This window comes from Nonomuraea sp. NPDC004580, from assembly GCF_040609855.1.
Classification (GTDB): Bacteria; Actinomycetota; Actinomycetes; order Streptosporangiales; family Streptosporangiaceae; genus Nonomuraea; species Nonomuraea salmonea.
The window spans coordinates 70,832-85,156 of record NZ_JBEXLH010000029.1 but is presented as its reverse complement, the minus strand read 5'-3'; the positions used below and the strand labels follow the sequence as shown (position 1 = coordinate 85,156).

Genomic DNA, 14,325 nt, shown 5'->3' with positions numbered 1-14,325 from the left:
AGGCGTCTCACTGCGGCAACCGAGCGGGGGCTCCCATGCGCACTGCCGAACCCGAGGTCTTCATCGTCGCCCGTCCGGCGCTCGACTACGGCGAGCTGGCCCGCTACCTCGCCGAGGTCGGCGGGGAGAGCTGGCTGGAGCGGCTCGACCGCGGCGACCTCGACGCGCAGAACCTCGCGGAATTCGCCGGCCGGCTCTGCTACCGCTCGTTCGAGCCGGGCCTCAACCCCAACGTGACGAAGATCAGGGAGAAGCAGGACGACTACCTGCGCAACATCCTGGCCAGCGCCCACGGCTCGGTCCTCGAACACGTGAGCTTCAGCTTCGTGCTGCACGACGTCAGCCGGGTGCTGACCCACGAGCTGGTACGCCACCGGCCCGGCGTGGCCATCTCGCAGGAGTCACTGCGCTTCGTCCGCCTCGACGAGCTGCCGTTCTGGTTCCCGGAGTGGGCGCGCGCGGACGACGAGCTGATGCGGCGGGCCACGGCCGTGCTGGAGGAGCTGGAGCGGTTCCAGATCTGGATGGCCGGCCACTTCGGGCTCGACGAGGAGGGCGTTCCGTTCTCCGAGAAGAAGCACCGCACGTCGTTCATGCGGCGCTTCGCCCCTGAGGGCGTGGCGACCGGCCTGGTGTGGACAGCGAACGTGCGCACCCTGCGGCACACCATCGAGGCCCGCACCGCGGCCGGCGCGGAGGAGGAGATCCGCCTGCTGTTCCAGCGCATCGGCGAGCTGATGCGCGAGGAGGCCCCCGCCCTCTTCGGCGACTACGTCGTCGAGGACGGGGCCTGGATCCCCGGCTGGCGCAAGGTCTGACCCTGGGGGATCAGGCGAGGGCCGGCAGCACGTAGACCTCGGCGCCCGGGGGCATGGCGCAGTCGAGGCCGCCGAGCCCCCTGGAGTTCTCCCCGCACACGAACATGCTGATGTGGCGGCGGATGCGGCCGTATTCGTCGCGCAGCCGCTCCTCCAGCATGGGGTGGGTGCGCCGCAGCATGTCGAGCGCCGAGCGCAGGGTGGGCGGCGAGTCGCGGTCGTCGCCCACGGCGAAGACCGCGACCTCCTGGCGCCCGCTCACCCACCGCCGCAGCGAGCTGGGCAGCACGAACACGACCATCGTCACCGGTCTGGCCATGATCTAGAGCACCGCCGCACGCACGGTGAGCACGTCGGGCAGGTGGCGGGCGACCGTGGACCACGTCTGGCCGTCGTCGCGCGAGCCGTAGACCTCGCCTGAGCGGGTGCCGAAGAACACCCCGGCGTCGGAAGCGGTCATCGCGTCGCGCAGCACGGTGGAGTAGACCGGCTCGTCGGGCAGCCCCTGGGAGAACGCCTGCCAGGTGGCGCCGCCGTCGTCGCTGCGGTGGACGCGATAGCGGTGGCCGACCGGCGTGCGGTCCATGTCGGCGTGGAGCGGCAGCACGTAGACCGTGTCGGGCCGTGACGGGTGCACCGCGATGGGGAAGCCGAAGTCGGACGGCAGCGAGGTGCCGATGTCGCGCCAGCTGGCCCCGAAGTCGTCGCTGCGGTAGACGCCGAAGTGGTGCTGGAGGTAGAGCCGCTCGGGCCGGGACGGGTGCATCGACACCTTGTGGACGCACTGCCCGAACTCAGGATATTGCTGTCCCTCCGGCATGAACGGGGCCCTGATGTTCTCGTTGGCCGCCTCCCACGACAGCCCGCCGTCGCGGGTGCGGTAGAAGCCGGCCGCCGAGACGGCGACGGCCATGATCTCGGGGTCGGTGGGGTGGTTGACGATCGTGTGCAGGCACAATCCGCCGCCGCCCGGCTCCCACCGCTCGCGGTGCGGATGCTCCCACAGGCCCTCGACCAGCCGATAGGTGACGCCGCGGTCTTCCGAACGGAACAGCGCGGCCGGCTCGGCCCCCGCCCAGACGACGTCGGGCTCGGACGGCGACGGCGCGAGCTGCCAGACCTTGGCCAGCGTCGCCCCGGTCTTCTCCGGAAAGGCGACGGGCGGGTGGTCGGCCTCGTGCCAGGTGGCGCCGAGGTCGTCGGAGTACATCACCGACGGGCCGAAGTGGCCGTACTCGATGCCGGCCAGCAGCCGGGGCGTGGCGCCCCTGGTGTCGATCGCCACCGAGTGCACGGCGACCGTGGAGAACTGGATCGGCTGGACCTCGAACGGGCCGCCGCCCGTCGAGCGGGCCAGGAACAGGCCCTTACGGGTGCCGACCGCGAGCATTGCGTCACTCATGACTTCGCTCCCATGTTCGCTTGCGGTCATCGTGCCACGAGCCACCGACAGTTACCGAGGACTGGGCGATTCCGCTCGCAAGCGTCTCGCTTACGTGGGGGGTAATCGAGACGCTTCCCTCCGATCGCTACCGTGAGGGGCATGGAAGCGGTCGCCGTACATGAGGAGTCCTTCGGTTCGCTGCTGCGCTCGTGGCGGCAGCGGCGCCGGGTGAGCCAGCTCGACCTGGCCATCGAGGCGGGGGTGTCGGCCCGCCACGTCAGTTTCCTGGAGACCGGGCGGGCCAGGCCGAGCCGCGAGATGGTGACGCGGCTGGCCGAGGAACTGGACGTGCCGCTGCGGCACCGCAACCGGCTGCTGGTGGCCGCCGGGTTCGCCCCGGTCTATTCAGAACGCGAGGTGCGCGCGCCCGAGCTGCAGGCCGTCCGGCAGGCGCTGGACACGATCCTGGCGGGGCACGAGCCGTATCCGGCGGTCGTGGTGGACGTGGCGTGGAACCTGGTGGCGGCCAACGCGGCGGCCGGGATGTTCCTGGAGGGCGTGCCCGATGAGCTGCTGAAGGAGCCGGTCAACGTGATGCGGCTGTCGCTGCACCCCGACGCGATGGGCGGGCGGCTGCTCAACCTGGCCGAGGTACGCGGCCACCTGCTGCGCCAGCTGCGCCGCCAGGCCGAGTCGTCGGGCGACGGGCGGCTGGCCGAGCTGCACGACGAGCTGGCCGCGTACACCTACAAGGACAGGGCCGGCGTCGAGACCAACGTGGCGCACCTGACGGGGCCGTCCGACCTCCTCATCCCGCTGCGCATCGCCGCGGGCGACCGGGTGCTGTCGCTGTTCACCACGATCGCGACCTTCGGCACGCCGATGGACGTCACGGTCTCCGAGCTGGCCATCGAGACGTTCTGGCCGGCCGACGAGGAGACGGCGGCGGCGTTCCGCGTCAGCGGGCGGTGAGGGGGAGCGCGGGCGGCGGCTCGCCGGCGGCGACCGCGGCCTCGATCGAGGCGAGAGGCGCGGGGCCTGGCACGATCGGCAGGCCGCCGGTGACGGTGTGCGTGCGGACGTCGGGCAGGCCCTCGGCGGGCGGCGCGGCGACGGCGAAGACGGGGAAGGCGTTGCCGCCCGGCACGACGGAGACGGAGATGTAGTCGCCCACCGTCCTGCCCTGGCCGGTGACCGGCAGCCAACCGACCGCCATCGGCCCGTGCAGCTCCAGCGGCGCCGACCAGCTCGCCCCGCCGTTGGCCGAGGAGGTGTGGCCGACGGTGAGGCGGCAGGTGGCGGGCACGCAGGCGGCGTCGGCGTAGCGGTAGTACGTCACCGCGAGCCGCGCCCGCTCGCCCTTGCTCGCGCGGTCCACGCCGAGCCCGGGGATGACGTGGTCGCCGCCGTCGCCGGTCACCCGCAGCACGTCGCCCCACCGCTCGCCGGTGGCCGAGGTGCTGAGCACGATGTCGTTGCCGGCGCAGCCGTGCTGGAAGCGGCAGTCGTGCCAGGCGACGTAGACGGTGCCGGCGGCGTCGGTCTCGGCCGAGGGCAGCGGTAACGCCCGCAGCCCGCCCGCCGGCGTGTGCCGCTCCACCCGCGAGACCAGCGTGCTCTCGCTCCAGCTCGCCCCGCCGTCGCGAGAGCGGAAGGAGCGGATCTCTCCGTCGTTGCTCAGGTACGGCACCACGACGGTCCCGTTGGGCCGCACCACCGGCTGCCCGCCCAGCCCGCTCGCTCTGGTGACCGCGACGGTCCAGGACAGGCCGCCGTCGACCGAGCGCGCCACCCTGATCGCGTTCGCCACGGCGTGGTCGTCGAACACGGCGTAGCACTGCCCCCGATACGGGCTGCCGTCCCCGTTGTCGCAGACCACCCAGCTCTTGTCCAGGTCGCCGCCCACGGCGGTGACGACCGGCGGCGACCACGCCACCCCGTCGGTGGAGCGGCTGGTCAGCACGGCCGCCCCGGTAACCCCGCCGGTCGCCCCGCCTGTCTCTGTGAGCCCGATCGAGGTGATCAGCCACACGCCGTGCGGGGCGTCGTAGGCCACCGAGGGGTCGGCGGTGCGCGCGTGCACGCCGCCCGCCGCCGTGGTGAGCCCGGGCAGCGTGCCCCTGCTCCAGGTGGCGCCGCCGTCGCCCGACATCGCGTACGCGATGCCGGCCGCGCCGCCGCCGGACGACCGGCCCGTCTGGTGCGCCGCCACGATCACCTCGCCCCACTGGTAGGTGTCGGCCCCGCCCTGCGGGCCGGGCCGCGGCGCGGTGGCGCTGATCTCGGGGCCGATCTCGGTGAGGGGGACCGCCTCGGACGCCGTGGCGGGAGCCGGCGCGATCAGTGACGCCGCGGCCACGAGGGCGACGAGCACGCCGATCGTACGGCGCCGGGCGGGAAGGGGCACGCTCCACCTCCGCGTGGGGGGTCACCCTCCAGATGGCCTCTTCCACGCCCGATTGTCAACCTTTCGATCACGAGTGTCAGCGTTCGCCGTGCACGGCGTCCCGGTGGATGCGGGCCAGCGGGACGCCGTCGCCCTGGAGGCGGCGCACGGTCTCGTTGACCATGCTGGAGGGGCCGCACACGTACACGTCGTGCTCCGACCAGGAATGGAAGCGCTGGGTCACCTCGGGCAGGTGGCCGCGCATGCCCTCGTAGCCCGGCTCGTCCGAGACCACGGGCAGCACCCGCAGCCACGGGAACGACGACTGCATCCTGATCAGGTCCGGCAGGTCGTACAGCTCGCCCGAGGTGCGGGCGCCGTACAGCAGGTGGATGTTGGGGCGGCGGCCCGAGGCGATGATGGATTCCACGATCGCCTTCAGCGGCGCGAGTCCCGTGCCGCCCGCCACGCACAGCACGTCGCGCACGCTGTGCTCGCGCGGCGTCATCGAGCCCATGGGCGGGCCCAGCATGAGCGTGTCGCCGATGCGGGTGTGCCTGATCAGCGTGGTCGAGACCCAGCCGCCGGGCACCGAGCGCACGTGCAGCTTGATCATGTTGTCCGGGCGCGGCGCGTTGGCGATGGAGAACGTCCGCCACACGCGCGGCCAGCGCGCGGTCTGCACGGTGACGTACTGGCCTGGCGTGTACGGCAGCCGCTGCGCCGGCCGCAACGTGATGACCGCGATGTCGCGGTGGCGCAGCTCGTGGTCGACGACCTCGGCCAGCCACCACGCGGGGGACACCCCCGAGTCGGACTCGGCCGAGCCGATCATGAGATTGGCGGCCGCCGAGTACGCCGCCACCCAGGCCGCCTCGATCTCGTCGTTCCAGACGTCGGCCGCGAAGCGGCGGATCGTGGCCAGCAGGGCGTTGCCCACGGCCGTGTAGTGCTCGGCGACGACGCCGTACTTGCGGTGGTCGCGGCCGAGCTGACCGAGGTAGGCCGCCATTCCGTCCGGGCTGTCCAGGCTCCACACGATCCTGGTCAACGCGCTGAACAGCCGGTCCCGCTGCACGTTCATCGCGGGCGGGAACATGCTCCGCAAGTGCGGGTTCTCGGCGAACAAGCGGCCGTAGAAGTAGGCCGTGGCCTTGGCGGCCACGGGTTCGACGAGGGAGAAACTCTCCTTCACCAGGCGCGGATTCAACGACATGAAAACAACCCCACCCCTTGACCGGAAACGCATTCCGGTCTCGCCGTTCACCTCCCTGACGTTCCGGGTCGTGAGCGCGGGACCCCTCCCCGGCATGTCCGTACGCTCGAAATCGAGTCTTACACCCGCGATGACCCGCCACAACCGTTTCCCCCCAATACGGTGTGAAGCCGAACTATCAGTAATGGTTCCGTGATTCTCCGCGCCCGGGATCGCTGAGATTTCGGTCGTCGAATATGAAAACAACTAATTTTCATATTGAGTAACGAAAAATGCGCGTTTTGCGGGATGCTCCTCGCCCTTCCGGCGGGATGCGCCCGGCTAACCGGACAACCCGGGAAGGAGGTGTCGGACGGGAGGCAAGCCGCACGAGGGGATCTTCGGGAGGGGTGACATATCGGAAAGACTGTGCGCCATGATGGGGGAGTGCATGGGGCCGCCCCCGCATCTCGGCGGAGGGCGGCCGTACGAACTCCACCATGCCCTTGGGAGATCGCATGTCCCGACCGCTGATCGGCGTCACCGCCTACTTCGAGGCCGCCCGCTGGGGCGACTGGGTACGCGAGGCCGTGCTGTCTCCCCCCTCCTACGCCAAGATGGTCGGCCGGGCGGGCGGCGCGCCCGTCGTGCTGCCGCCCATCGCCCCCAGCGCGGTCGACGACTATGTCAGCGGCCTGCGCGGCGTCGTCCTGGCCGGCGGCGCCGAGCTGGCCGCCGACACCTACAACGGCGAGCAGGACCCCAGGGCCGACGAGCCGCAGCCCCACCGCGACCGCTTCGAGCTGGCCCTGGCCAGGGCCGCCATCCGGGCCGACGTGCCCATCCTCGCCATCGGCCGCGGCATGCACGTGCTCAACGTCGCCCAGGGCGGCACCCTCATCCCGTGGCTGCCCGACGTCCTCGACAGCGACCGCCACGCGGAGCCCGACGGCGGCCACGTCATCCAGGTCAGCGTCACCAGCAAGCTCGGCAAGGCCGTCGGCGACCGCGTCGAGGTCAGCGCGCCCCACCGCCAGTCCGTACGCGGGCTCGGCACGGGCCTGCTGGCCGTGGCCTGGGCGGAGGACCAGATCGTCGAGGGCGTCGAGCTGCAGGGACACCGCTTCGGCGTCGGCGTCCAATGGCACCCCGAACGCGGCACCGACACCCGGCTCTTCGATGCGTTCATCGAGGCGGCCCGCTAGGCTGCTGATCATGCCGCTGCACCCCCAGGCGCAGGATTACGTCGCCCAGTTCCAGGCCGGCTCCGACGACGACGGGCTGGCCGGTCTCGACCTGGCCGCCATCCAGGAGATGCGCGCGACCGACCCCATGGCCGTCCACCGGGGGCCGTTGACCAAGCTGCCGTTCGTCCGCGACGAGGTGGCCGAGGGCGTGCCCATCCGCATCTACCGCGCCGACCCTGGCGACGCGCCCCTGCCGGTCCTGGTCTACTTCCACGGCGGCGGCTGGGTCTTCGGCAGCGTCAAGCGCAACGACGCGATCGGCCGCGACCTCGCCATCCGCACCGGCGCCGTGGTGGTCTCCGTCGACTACCGGCTGGCGCCCGAGCACCCGTTCCCCGCCGCCGCCGACGACGCCTGGACGGTCGTGCGCGACCTGTTCGCCCGCCCGGCCTTCTACCAGAGCAACGGCAGCGTCGCCGTCATCGGCGACAGCGCCGGCGCCAACCTGGCCGCCGTGGCCGCCTGGCAGGCCCGCGACGCCGGTCTGCGCCTGGCCCACCAGGTGCTCGTCTACCCGCTGCTCGACGCGGCCATGGACACCCCCAGTTACACCGCGAACGCCAAGGGCTACGGCCTCGACGCGGCCGACGTGGCCTGGTTCGTCAGCCGATACGCCGGCGACGTCGACCCCGCCGACCCGCGCCTGTCGCCGCTGCGCCTGCCCGACGTCTCTGGCCTGGCCCCCGCCACCGTGGTCACCGCCGAGTACGACGTCCTCAGAGACGAGGGCGAGCGCTACGCCGCCCGCCTCGCCGACGCGGGCGTCCCCGCCGAGCTGCGCAGGTACGACGGCGCCATCCACGGCTTCTTCGTCCTGCCCGGCCTGTTCGACCAGGCCGTCGAGGCCCGCGACTACGTGGCGCAGCGGCTGCGGGAGCACCTGTGAAGGACGCCTACACCAAGCTGCGGCTCGACACCCCCGCCGACGGCGTGCTCCGCGTCACGATCAGCGAGCCCGCCAGGCTCAACGCCGTCGACGCCACCGCGCACCGCGAGCTGGGCGAGATCTGGCGCGACGCCGACCGCGACGCGTCCGTACGCGCGATCGTGGTCAGGGGAGAGGGCGCCGCGTTCTCCGCCGGCGGCGACCTGTCCATGATCGAGGAGATGATGCGCGACCACGACACCCGGATGCGGGTGTTCACCGAGGCCCGCGACATCGTCTACAACGTGCTCAACTGCTCCAAGCCCATCGTCTCCGCCATCCAGGGCCCCGCCGTCGGCGCCGGGCTCGCGGTCGCGCTGCTGGCCGACATCTCCGTGGCCGGCCGCACCGCCCGCATCATCGACGGCCACACCAGGCTCGGCGTCGCGGCCGGCGACCACGCCGCCATCGTCTGGCCGCTGCTGTGCGGCATGGCCAAGGCGAAATACCACCTGCTGCTCTGCGAGCCGGTCACCGGAGAGCAGGCCGAGCGCATGGGTCTGGTGAGCCTGTGCGTCGAGGACGACGAGGTGCACGAGAAGGCGATGGAGATCGCGGTCAGGCTCGCCGCCGGCGCCCAAGACGCGATCAGGCTGACGAAATACTCGCTCAACAACTGGCTGCGCCTGGCCGGCCCGTCCTTCGACGCCTCGCTGGCCATGGAGTTCCTCGGCTTCACCGGGCCCGACGCCGCCGAGGGCGTGCGCGCCCTGCGCGGGAAGCGGCCGCCCGCGTTCGGCTGACCCCGGCTTTTCACCGTGCTGGTGTGCTTCCCCCGCCCTCGGGTAGTCGGGGCGCGTGGACGTCGAAGGGCCGCTTTCCGCCGAGGCCGAGAACGCCGCCCCGGCACCCGGAGCCCGGGCGTCCATCGCACAGGGGGAGGAGGTCATCCAGCCGTCGTGATCGTTCACGGCGACCAGCCCACCGGCCGGTCCACCCTTCGCCTCATGGCGGGACCAGGGACGTGATCCGTACGGCGATGGGCACGCCGGCCGGCAGGCCGGCGGGAAACCGCGGGGGCGGTCCGGACGCTCGCGCCGCCAGGGGTTGAGCAGGCAGCTCCCGGCCGAAGGCGTGGCCCGTCCGATCCCGGCGCCGATCGGGCGGCCGGACACCCCGCGCTCCTCCCTCCGTCGCACGTTCCAGCCGGCCGTCAGCCCGGCCGTCAGCCCGGTCGTCAGCGGGGCCGTCAGCGGGGTCTGCGGGCGTGGAAGACGAAGGCGGGAGGCGTGTTGCGCCACACCGTACGGCCCGGCACGACCTCCTCGAACCGCTCGGCCAGCAGCGCGCGGAAGCGCCGCGCCGAGCTGAGCGGGATCGCGTGGATATAGGAGAACGTGGTGAACGCCGCCCCCGGGCTCATCGCCCCCGTCACCGCGCCCAGCAGCTCCCGCTGCGCGTCATCGGGGAACGCCGCCCACGGCAGCCCGCTCACCACCACGTCCGCCATCCGCAGCCCGCGCTCGCCGAGCAGCTCGCCCAGCCGCGTCGCGTCGTCGTGCGCGACGTCCACCGCCGGATAGCGCTCGGCCAGCAGCCGCGCCAGCTGCTCGTTCAGCTCCACCGCGAGATGGTGACCCCGGCCGTCCAGCCGCTGCTGGATCTCCGCGGTGAACGCGCCCGTGCCAGGCCCGAGCTCGACCACGATCGGTTCGCCCCGCTCGGGGATCGGCGCGCAGACGGCCGCCGCCAGCCGCCGCGAGCTGGGCGCGACCGCGCCGATCGTGGCGGGGGAGCGCAGGAACTGTCCGATGAACAGTGCGGTGTCGTTGGGCATGCCCTGAATGTAGGCGCTGGCCGCCGCCGATCGCTCCGCCCTCCGGGCGGACCTGCGGCCACTTGGAGGAGGCGGGGTCCTCCGTGCGGAGGATCAGCCGGTGGAGCGGTGCGGATACGGTGTGGTGCATGCGTTGGCGTGGTGTGCCGCTCGATGTCCTGCTCGCGGCCTCGGGGGTGGCCCTCGACCTGCTGACCACGGCACACGCGGGCGACACCGACGTCCTGCCCGCCGAGGCGAACATCCCCATGGCGCTGCTGGTCGGCCTGCCCATGGGGCTCGTCCGCCACCGGCCTGTCCTCGTCACCCTCTACCTGGCGGCCATGCTCGCCACCACCGACCAGCTCGGCTCGTTCACCTCCAACACAGCGCAGATCCTGCTCTGCGTGGCGCTCGGCGTGGCCGGATACCTCGCCAGCGCCCGCGCCACCGCCCTCGCCGTCGTCGCCGCCATCGTCGCCACCGCCTTCAACATCGCCGACCCCGGCATCGCGCTCACCGGCAACACGTGGATGTACTCCGTGCTGCTGCCCGTCTTCCCCGCCGTGCTGGGCGGCTACCTGCGCAGTTCGGCCGAGCGGCTCGACGAGCGCGACGTCACCCCCGACGCGCTGCTCGCCGCCGGCGGCGTCGCCATCACCGTGCTCAGCACGTGGACGTCCTGGCACTCCGGCGCGCAGCCCGTCTGGGTCGTCGGGCTGCTCGCCGTGGTCGGCGGCCTGTCGCTCGGCGTCGCCAGGCGGCTGCCGGGGCTGGTCTTCCTGCTGCAGGGCGTGCTGCTCGTCTCCGCCGACGCCTACCTCAACCAGGCGGTCAACACCTGCGTGATCCTCACCCTGATCGCGATCGGCGTGTTCGCCATGCGGGTGGTGTCGTGGGCCTGGACGGTGGCCGCGTACCTGACCGGCTGCCTGCTCACCGCCATCGCCGTCGTCGGCGACGACACCTCCATCACCGGCTTCCGCGTCGGCGTGCTCATGACGCTCGTCGCCACGCCCATCGCGATCGGCCGCTATCTCGGCATGCGCCGCGCCGCCGCCGCGTCCGAGCGGCTGCGCGCCGAGGAGGCCGCCCGCGCCGCCGTCGCCCAGGTGCGCGCCGACCAGCTCGCCGAGCGCGAGCGCATCGCCCGCGACGTGCACGACATCGTCGCCCACCACGTCGGCGCCATGGTGCTGCGGGCCAGCGCCGCCCGCTACACCGCGCCCGACGGTCCCGTCGCCGACGCGCTCAACGACATCCGCGAGACGGGACACCAGGTGCTGCAGGACCTGCGTGACCTGCTCGACCTGCTGCGCGACCCCGAGCGCCAGCCCGACCTGCTGGCCAACCCGGCCGACGTCGTCCGCGAGTCCGCGGAACGCATGGCCGCCGCCGGCCTCGTCGTGGACCTCGACCTCGACCCGGCCACCGACCAGACCCCGCTCATCGCCCGCGCCTCCGCGGCCAGGATCGTCCAGGAAGGACTCACCAACGTGCTCAAACACGCCGGCCCAGGCACCCGGGTCCGCGTATCCGTGACCCCCTCGGAAGAGGGGCTCGCCGTCGAGGTCCGCAACGGCCGCCCGCCGACCGCCATCGAGCGCCTGCCCTCCTCCGGCCGGGGCCTGGCGGGCATGCGCGAGCGGGTCCGCACCCTCGGCGGCACCCTCAGCGCGGGCCCCGACGGCGAGGGCGGCTGGCTGCTCGCCGTCCACCTGCCCACCCGCCTGTCCCCGGGGAGCGCCGCGTGATTCGCGTGCTGGTGGCCGACGACCAGGCGCTCGTCCGCGCGGGCGTGCGCATGCTGCTGCAGGCCACGGGCGACATGGAGGTCGTGGGCGAGGCCGAGGACGGCGCCGAGGCCGTCCGCCTGGCCGAGCGCCACCTGCCCGACGTCATCCTCATGGACCTGCGCATGCCCAGGGTCGACGGGCTGGAGGCCATCAGGCGGGTGCTCGCCGCCCGGCCGGGCGCCAGGATCGTCGTGCTGACCACGTTCGCCGAGGACGGCAACGTCTACGCCGCCCTGCGCGCCGGCGCCGTCGGCTTCCTCGTCAAGGACGACGACCCCGAGCGCATGGTCGAGGCCGTGCGCAGGGCCGCGGCGGGCGAGCAGCTCCTCGCCCCTTCGGTGCTGCGCCGGGTCGTCGAACGCTTCCTCGCCGCCGAGGAGCAGGCCGCGCCCGCCGCGCCGCCCGGGCTGACCGAGCGTGAGCTGGAGGTGCTCGCCCTGGTCGGCACCGGCCTGTCCAACGCGGAGATCGCCGAGGAGCTGCACGTCGGCGTCACCACGGTCAAGACCCACATCGCGGCCGCGATGGAGAAACTCGGCCTGCGCAACCGCATCCAGGCCGCCGTCATCGCCCACCGCACCGGCCTGGTGGACGCCTCCTTCCGCCCGGTTCGCCACCCCCGCCCCTGACCCCCTCACCCGGCCGGGCCGCCGTCATCGGGCGGGGGTCCGCCTGTGGGCGGACCCCCGCGTCATCCGGTGGGCGGACGACCGGTCCGGGGGCGGTCCGGGAGCATGTGGTCGCACATTGATCGCAGTAGCGGAAGGACCCCCCCATGCAGGAGACCCTCAGTTCACAGGAGCGGCGGGGCGGCGGCGCGGACCGGATCTCCGGCGGCCTGCTCTACGGGCTGCGGCTGGCCGTCACCGCGCAGGGCGTCGCGCTCGTCGTCGCGGCGTCGTTCGCCGGGCAGGCCGTCGAGACGGCGTCGATGGGTGAGAGTCACGTCATGGCCGGCATGGTCGTCCACCTCGTGGCGCTCGTCCAGATCGTCCTGGCGGTGCTGTTCTGGCGGCCGGGACGCGGCGCGGGCTGGCCCGCGTTGGCGAGCGTGGCGCTGTTCGTCGTCGGCCTGGCCCAGCACGTCACCTGGCTGTGGCTGGGCGCCCACCTGCCCAACGGCGTGATCCTGTTCGGCCTCATCACCGCGCTGCTCATCTGGGTCTGGTCACCGGTCGCCGCCCGCCGCCGCTAAGGTCGAAGGCGTGTACGTGAAGATCTGCGGGCTGAGCGAGCCGGAACACGTCGCCGCCGCCGTCGAGGCCGGCGCCGACGCCATCGGGTTCGTCATGACCAGGAGCCCGCGCCGCATCACGCCCGAGCGGGCCGCCGAGCTGGCCGCGCCGGTCCCGCCCCACGTCCTCACCGTCGGCGTCTTCCGCGGCGAGGACCCGCAGGCCGTGCGCGAGGCCGCGCTGACCTCCGGCGTACGCGCCGTCCAGCTGCACGGCAAGCACCCGCACGGCGACTTCACCGCGCTCAAGGACCTCGGGGTGCGCCTGGTCAGAGCCGTGGACGCGCAGGCCGACCTGCGCTGCGGCGCCTACGACGAAGACCTGCTCATCGTCGACGCGCCCCACGCCGGCTCCGGGCAGCCGTGGGACTGGGCGGCGGTCCGCGGCCGCCCCTCCGGTCAGTGGATGCTGGCGGGCGGCCTGGCCCCTGGAAACGTCGCCGAGGCGGTCGCCGCCGCCCGTCCGTGGGGCGTCGACGTCTCCAGCGGCGTCGAGACCGCCCCCGGCACGAAGGACTCGGACCTCATCAGGTCCTTCCTCAAGGCGGCCCGCAGCCTCGATGCCTGAGCAGGCTCTCAACACCCCTGCCGAACGCGACCCGGGCGCGCCCGAGCAGCCGCCCGCCGTCACCGGCGACCTGGCGCGGGTGCTCGGCTTCCTGCACGGGTTCGCCCGCCGCCGCGCGCCCCGCGTGCTGCCCGCACCGGGCGGTTTCGCCGTGCTCGACGACCGTTTCCCCGGCTCCTACGACGACAACAAGCTGATCGTCACCGAGGACGCGGACCCGGCTCTCCTGCTGAAGGCGGCCGACGACCTCCTGGCCACCCGGGGCCACCGCCTGATCTGCGTGGACGACGACCGCCTCGGCACCGCCTACGCGCCCGTGTTCACCGCCGCCGGCTACGAGCGGGAGACCACGCTCGTCATGACCTTCGCCGGCGACCTCCCCGAGGCGCCGCCCCCGGCCGAGCGCCTGGAGCCGGACGAGCTGCTCCCCGTGCTGCGCCGCGACTGGCGCCACACGCTCCCCGAGGCCCCGGAAGAGGTGATCGAGGGCCTCGCCCGCCGCGTCGAGGCCCGCCCGGCCGGCGCCGACGTGGTGCGCTTCCACGGCGTACGCGCCCCGTCCGGCGAGATCGCCGCCCGCGCCGACCTGTACGTCCACGACGGCGTCGCCCAGATCGAGAACGTCTTCACCGGCCACCTCCACCGGGGCGCCGGTCACGCCCGCGCCCTCATGACCGCCCTCCTCACCGAAGCCGCGGCCCAGCTCGCCGGAAGCAGGAGCAGGAGCAGGGGCGCGGCCGGTGCGGCCGATCGGTTCGCGGGCGTAACCGCCGGGAGAGAGACCGCCGGGAGAGAGACCGCAGGGGGAGAGGCCGGCGGTGTCTCCCCCTGCAGCGGAGAGGCCGGCGGCGGAGAGGCCGGCGGGGGAGAGAGCGGCCTGATCTTCCTGCTGGCCGACGCCGACGACTGGCCGCACCGCTTCTACCGCCGGCTGGGCTTCACCGAGCTGGCCCGCACCCACGCCTTTCTCCGCACCTGACGGGGCCGCCAGGTTCCCCTGAGGCCGATGAGACGGG

General features: G+C 73.1%; 15 protein-coding genes. 10 read left to right on the top strand and 5 right to left on the bottom strand.

Features of this window, described 5'->3' with window-relative positions; translation table 11 throughout:
• The first annotated feature begins 35 nt into the window (after nucleotides 1-35).
• A complete protein-coding gene (gene thyX, locus ABZW11_RS27245; RefSeq protein ID WP_355422589.1) occupies nucleotides 36-818 on the top strand; it encodes an FAD-dependent thymidylate synthase in 783 nt (260 codons plus the stop codon).
• Between the two features lie 10 nt (nucleotides 819-828).
• Here thyX and ABZW11_RS27240 read toward each other — a convergent pair whose 3' ends face one another.
• Both ABZW11_RS27240 and ABZW11_RS27235 read right to left on the bottom strand, forming a co-directional pair.
• Nucleotides 829-1,137 carry a molybdopterin synthase sulfur carrier subunit gene (locus ABZW11_RS27240; protein WP_345403508.1) on the bottom strand — a complete coding sequence of 103 codons (309 nt, stop codon included), beginning with the start codon at nucleotides 1,135-1,137 and terminating at the stop codon, nucleotides 829-831.
• A gap of 3 nt (nucleotides 1,138-1,140) precedes the next feature.
• Complete coding sequence (locus ABZW11_RS27235; RefSeq protein ID WP_355422586.1) at nucleotides 1,141-2,220, bottom strand: exo-alpha-sialidase; 1,080 nt, start codon at nucleotides 2,218-2,220, stop codon at nucleotides 1,141-1,143.
• 141 nt (nucleotides 2,221-2,361) lie between these two features.
• On the opposite strand from ABZW11_RS27235, the gene ABZW11_RS27230 reads away from it, so the two are divergent.
• Nucleotides 2,362-3,174: a helix-turn-helix transcriptional regulator gene (locus ABZW11_RS27230; protein WP_355422583.1), complete on the top strand. Its 813-nt coding sequence runs from the start codon at nucleotides 2,362-2,364 to the stop codon at nucleotides 3,172-3,174.
• On the opposite strand, the gene ABZW11_RS27225 is transcribed toward ABZW11_RS27230, so the two are convergent.
• Both ABZW11_RS27225 and ABZW11_RS27220 read right to left on the bottom strand, forming a co-directional pair.
• Entirely contained in the window at nucleotides 3,161-4,609 is a 1,449-nt protein-coding gene (locus ABZW11_RS27225) for a sialidase family protein (protein ID WP_355422580.1), read from the bottom strand. The genes ABZW11_RS27230 and ABZW11_RS27225 overlap by 14 nt on opposite strands.
• 76 nt (nucleotides 4,610-4,685) lie before the next feature.
• Complete coding sequence (locus ABZW11_RS27220; RefSeq protein WP_355422577.1) at nucleotides 4,686-5,804, bottom strand: globin domain-containing protein; 1,119 nt, start codon at nucleotides 5,802-5,804, stop codon at nucleotides 4,686-4,688.
• A gap of 497 nt (nucleotides 5,805-6,301) precedes the next feature.
• Between ABZW11_RS27220 and ABZW11_RS27215 the strand changes: the two genes are divergently transcribed.
• From ABZW11_RS27215 to ABZW11_RS27205, 3 genes are read left to right on the top strand one after another with little or no spacing between them, the layout of a single operon-like run.
• Complete coding sequence (locus ABZW11_RS27215; RefSeq protein WP_355422574.1) at nucleotides 6,302-6,988, top strand: gamma-glutamyl-gamma-aminobutyrate hydrolase family protein; 687 nt, start codon at nucleotides 6,302-6,304, stop codon at nucleotides 6,986-6,988.
• A 10-nt stretch (nucleotides 6,989-6,998) separates the two neighbouring features.
• Nucleotides 6,999-7,916 (top strand): alpha/beta hydrolase, encoded by a 918-nt coding sequence (locus ABZW11_RS27210; RefSeq protein WP_355422572.1) that lies wholly within the window; start codon nucleotides 6,999-7,001, stop codon nucleotides 7,914-7,916.
• A complete protein-coding gene (locus ABZW11_RS27205; RefSeq protein WP_355422569.1) occupies nucleotides 7,913-8,698 on the top strand; it encodes an enoyl-CoA hydratase/isomerase family protein in 786 nt (261 codons plus the stop codon). Before ABZW11_RS27210 ends, ABZW11_RS27205 begins: the two co-directional genes overlap by 4 nt.
• 446 nt (nucleotides 8,699-9,144) lie before the next feature.
• On the opposite strand, the gene ABZW11_RS27200 is transcribed toward ABZW11_RS27205, so the two are convergent.
• Nucleotides 9,145-9,732, bottom strand: coding sequence for an SAM-dependent methyltransferase (locus ABZW11_RS27200; RefSeq protein WP_355422566.1), 588 nt, complete (start codon nucleotides 9,730-9,732; stop codon nucleotides 9,145-9,147).
• Nucleotides 9,733-9,860: 128 nt separating this feature from the next.
• Between ABZW11_RS27200 and ABZW11_RS27195 the strand changes: the two genes are divergently transcribed.
• From ABZW11_RS27195 to ABZW11_RS27175, 5 genes are all read left to right on the top strand, one after another.
• Entirely contained in the window at nucleotides 9,861-11,465 is a 1,605-nt protein-coding gene (locus ABZW11_RS27195) for a histidine kinase (RefSeq protein WP_355422563.1), read from the top strand.
• Entirely contained in the window at nucleotides 11,462-12,136 is a 675-nt protein-coding gene (locus ABZW11_RS27190; RefSeq protein ID WP_355422561.1) for a response regulator transcription factor, read from the top strand. The genes ABZW11_RS27195 and ABZW11_RS27190 overlap by 4 nt, the downstream gene beginning before the upstream one ends.
• 146 nt (nucleotides 12,137-12,282) lie before the next feature.
• Nucleotides 12,283-12,702, top strand: a complete 420-nt coding sequence (locus tag ABZW11_RS27185; protein ID WP_355422559.1) for a hypothetical protein — start codon at nucleotides 12,283-12,285, stop codon at nucleotides 12,700-12,702.
• A 10-nt stretch (nucleotides 12,703-12,712) separates the two neighbouring features.
• The gene (locus tag ABZW11_RS27180) at nucleotides 12,713-13,309 is read left to right on the top strand and encodes a phosphoribosylanthranilate isomerase (protein ID WP_355422556.1); all 597 of its coding nucleotides are present in this window, start codon (nucleotides 12,713-12,715) and stop codon (nucleotides 13,307-13,309) included.
• Nucleotides 13,302-14,288 (top strand): hypothetical protein, encoded by a 987-nt coding sequence (locus ABZW11_RS27175; RefSeq protein ID WP_355422553.1) that lies wholly within the window; start codon nucleotides 13,302-13,304, stop codon nucleotides 14,286-14,288. The genes ABZW11_RS27180 and ABZW11_RS27175 overlap by 8 nt, the downstream gene beginning before the upstream one ends.
• Nucleotides 14,289-14,325: the final 37 nt, after the last annotated feature.

What these genes read in the sequence shown, in the direction of transcription:
- thyX (WP_355422589.1), top strand. Translation starts at nt 36, where the DNA reads ATGCGCACTGCCGAACCCGAGGTCTTCATCGTCGCCCGTCCGGCGCTC.
- ABZW11_RS27240 (WP_345403508.1), bottom strand. Translation starts at nt 1,137, where the DNA reads ATGGCCAGACCGGTGACGATGGTCGTGTTCGTGCTGCCCAGCTCGCTG.
- ABZW11_RS27235 (WP_355422586.1), bottom strand. Translation starts at nt 2,220, where the DNA reads ATGAGTGACGCAATGCTCGCGGTCGGCACCCGTAAGGGCCTGTTCCTG.
- ABZW11_RS27230 (WP_355422583.1), top strand. Translation starts at nt 2,362, where the DNA reads ATGGAAGCGGTCGCCGTACATGAGGAGTCCTTCGGTTCGCTGCTGCGC.
- ABZW11_RS27220 (WP_355422577.1), bottom strand. Translation starts at nt 5,804, where the DNA reads ATGTCGTTGAATCCGCGCCTGGTGAAGGAGAGTTTCTCCCTCGTCGAA.
- ABZW11_RS27215 (WP_355422574.1), top strand. Translation starts at nt 6,302, where the DNA reads ATGTCCCGACCGCTGATCGGCGTCACCGCCTACTTCGAGGCCGCCCGC.
- ABZW11_RS27210 (WP_355422572.1), top strand. Translation starts at nt 6,999, where the DNA reads ATGCCGCTGCACCCCCAGGCGCAGGATTACGTCGCCCAGTTCCAGGCC.
- ABZW11_RS27200 (WP_355422566.1), bottom strand. Translation starts at nt 9,732, where the DNA reads ATGCCCAACGACACCGCACTGTTCATCGGACAGTTCCTGCGCTCCCCC.
- ABZW11_RS27195 (WP_355422563.1), top strand. Translation starts at nt 9,861, where the DNA reads ATGCGTTGGCGTGGTGTGCCGCTCGATGTCCTGCTCGCGGCCTCGGGG.
- ABZW11_RS27185 (WP_355422559.1), top strand. Translation starts at nt 12,283, where the DNA reads ATGCAGGAGACCCTCAGTTCACAGGAGCGGCGGGGCGGCGGCGCGGAC.
- ABZW11_RS27175 (WP_355422553.1), top strand. Translation starts at nt 13,302, where the DNA reads ATGCCTGAGCAGGCTCTCAACACCCCTGCCGAACGCGACCCGGGCGCG.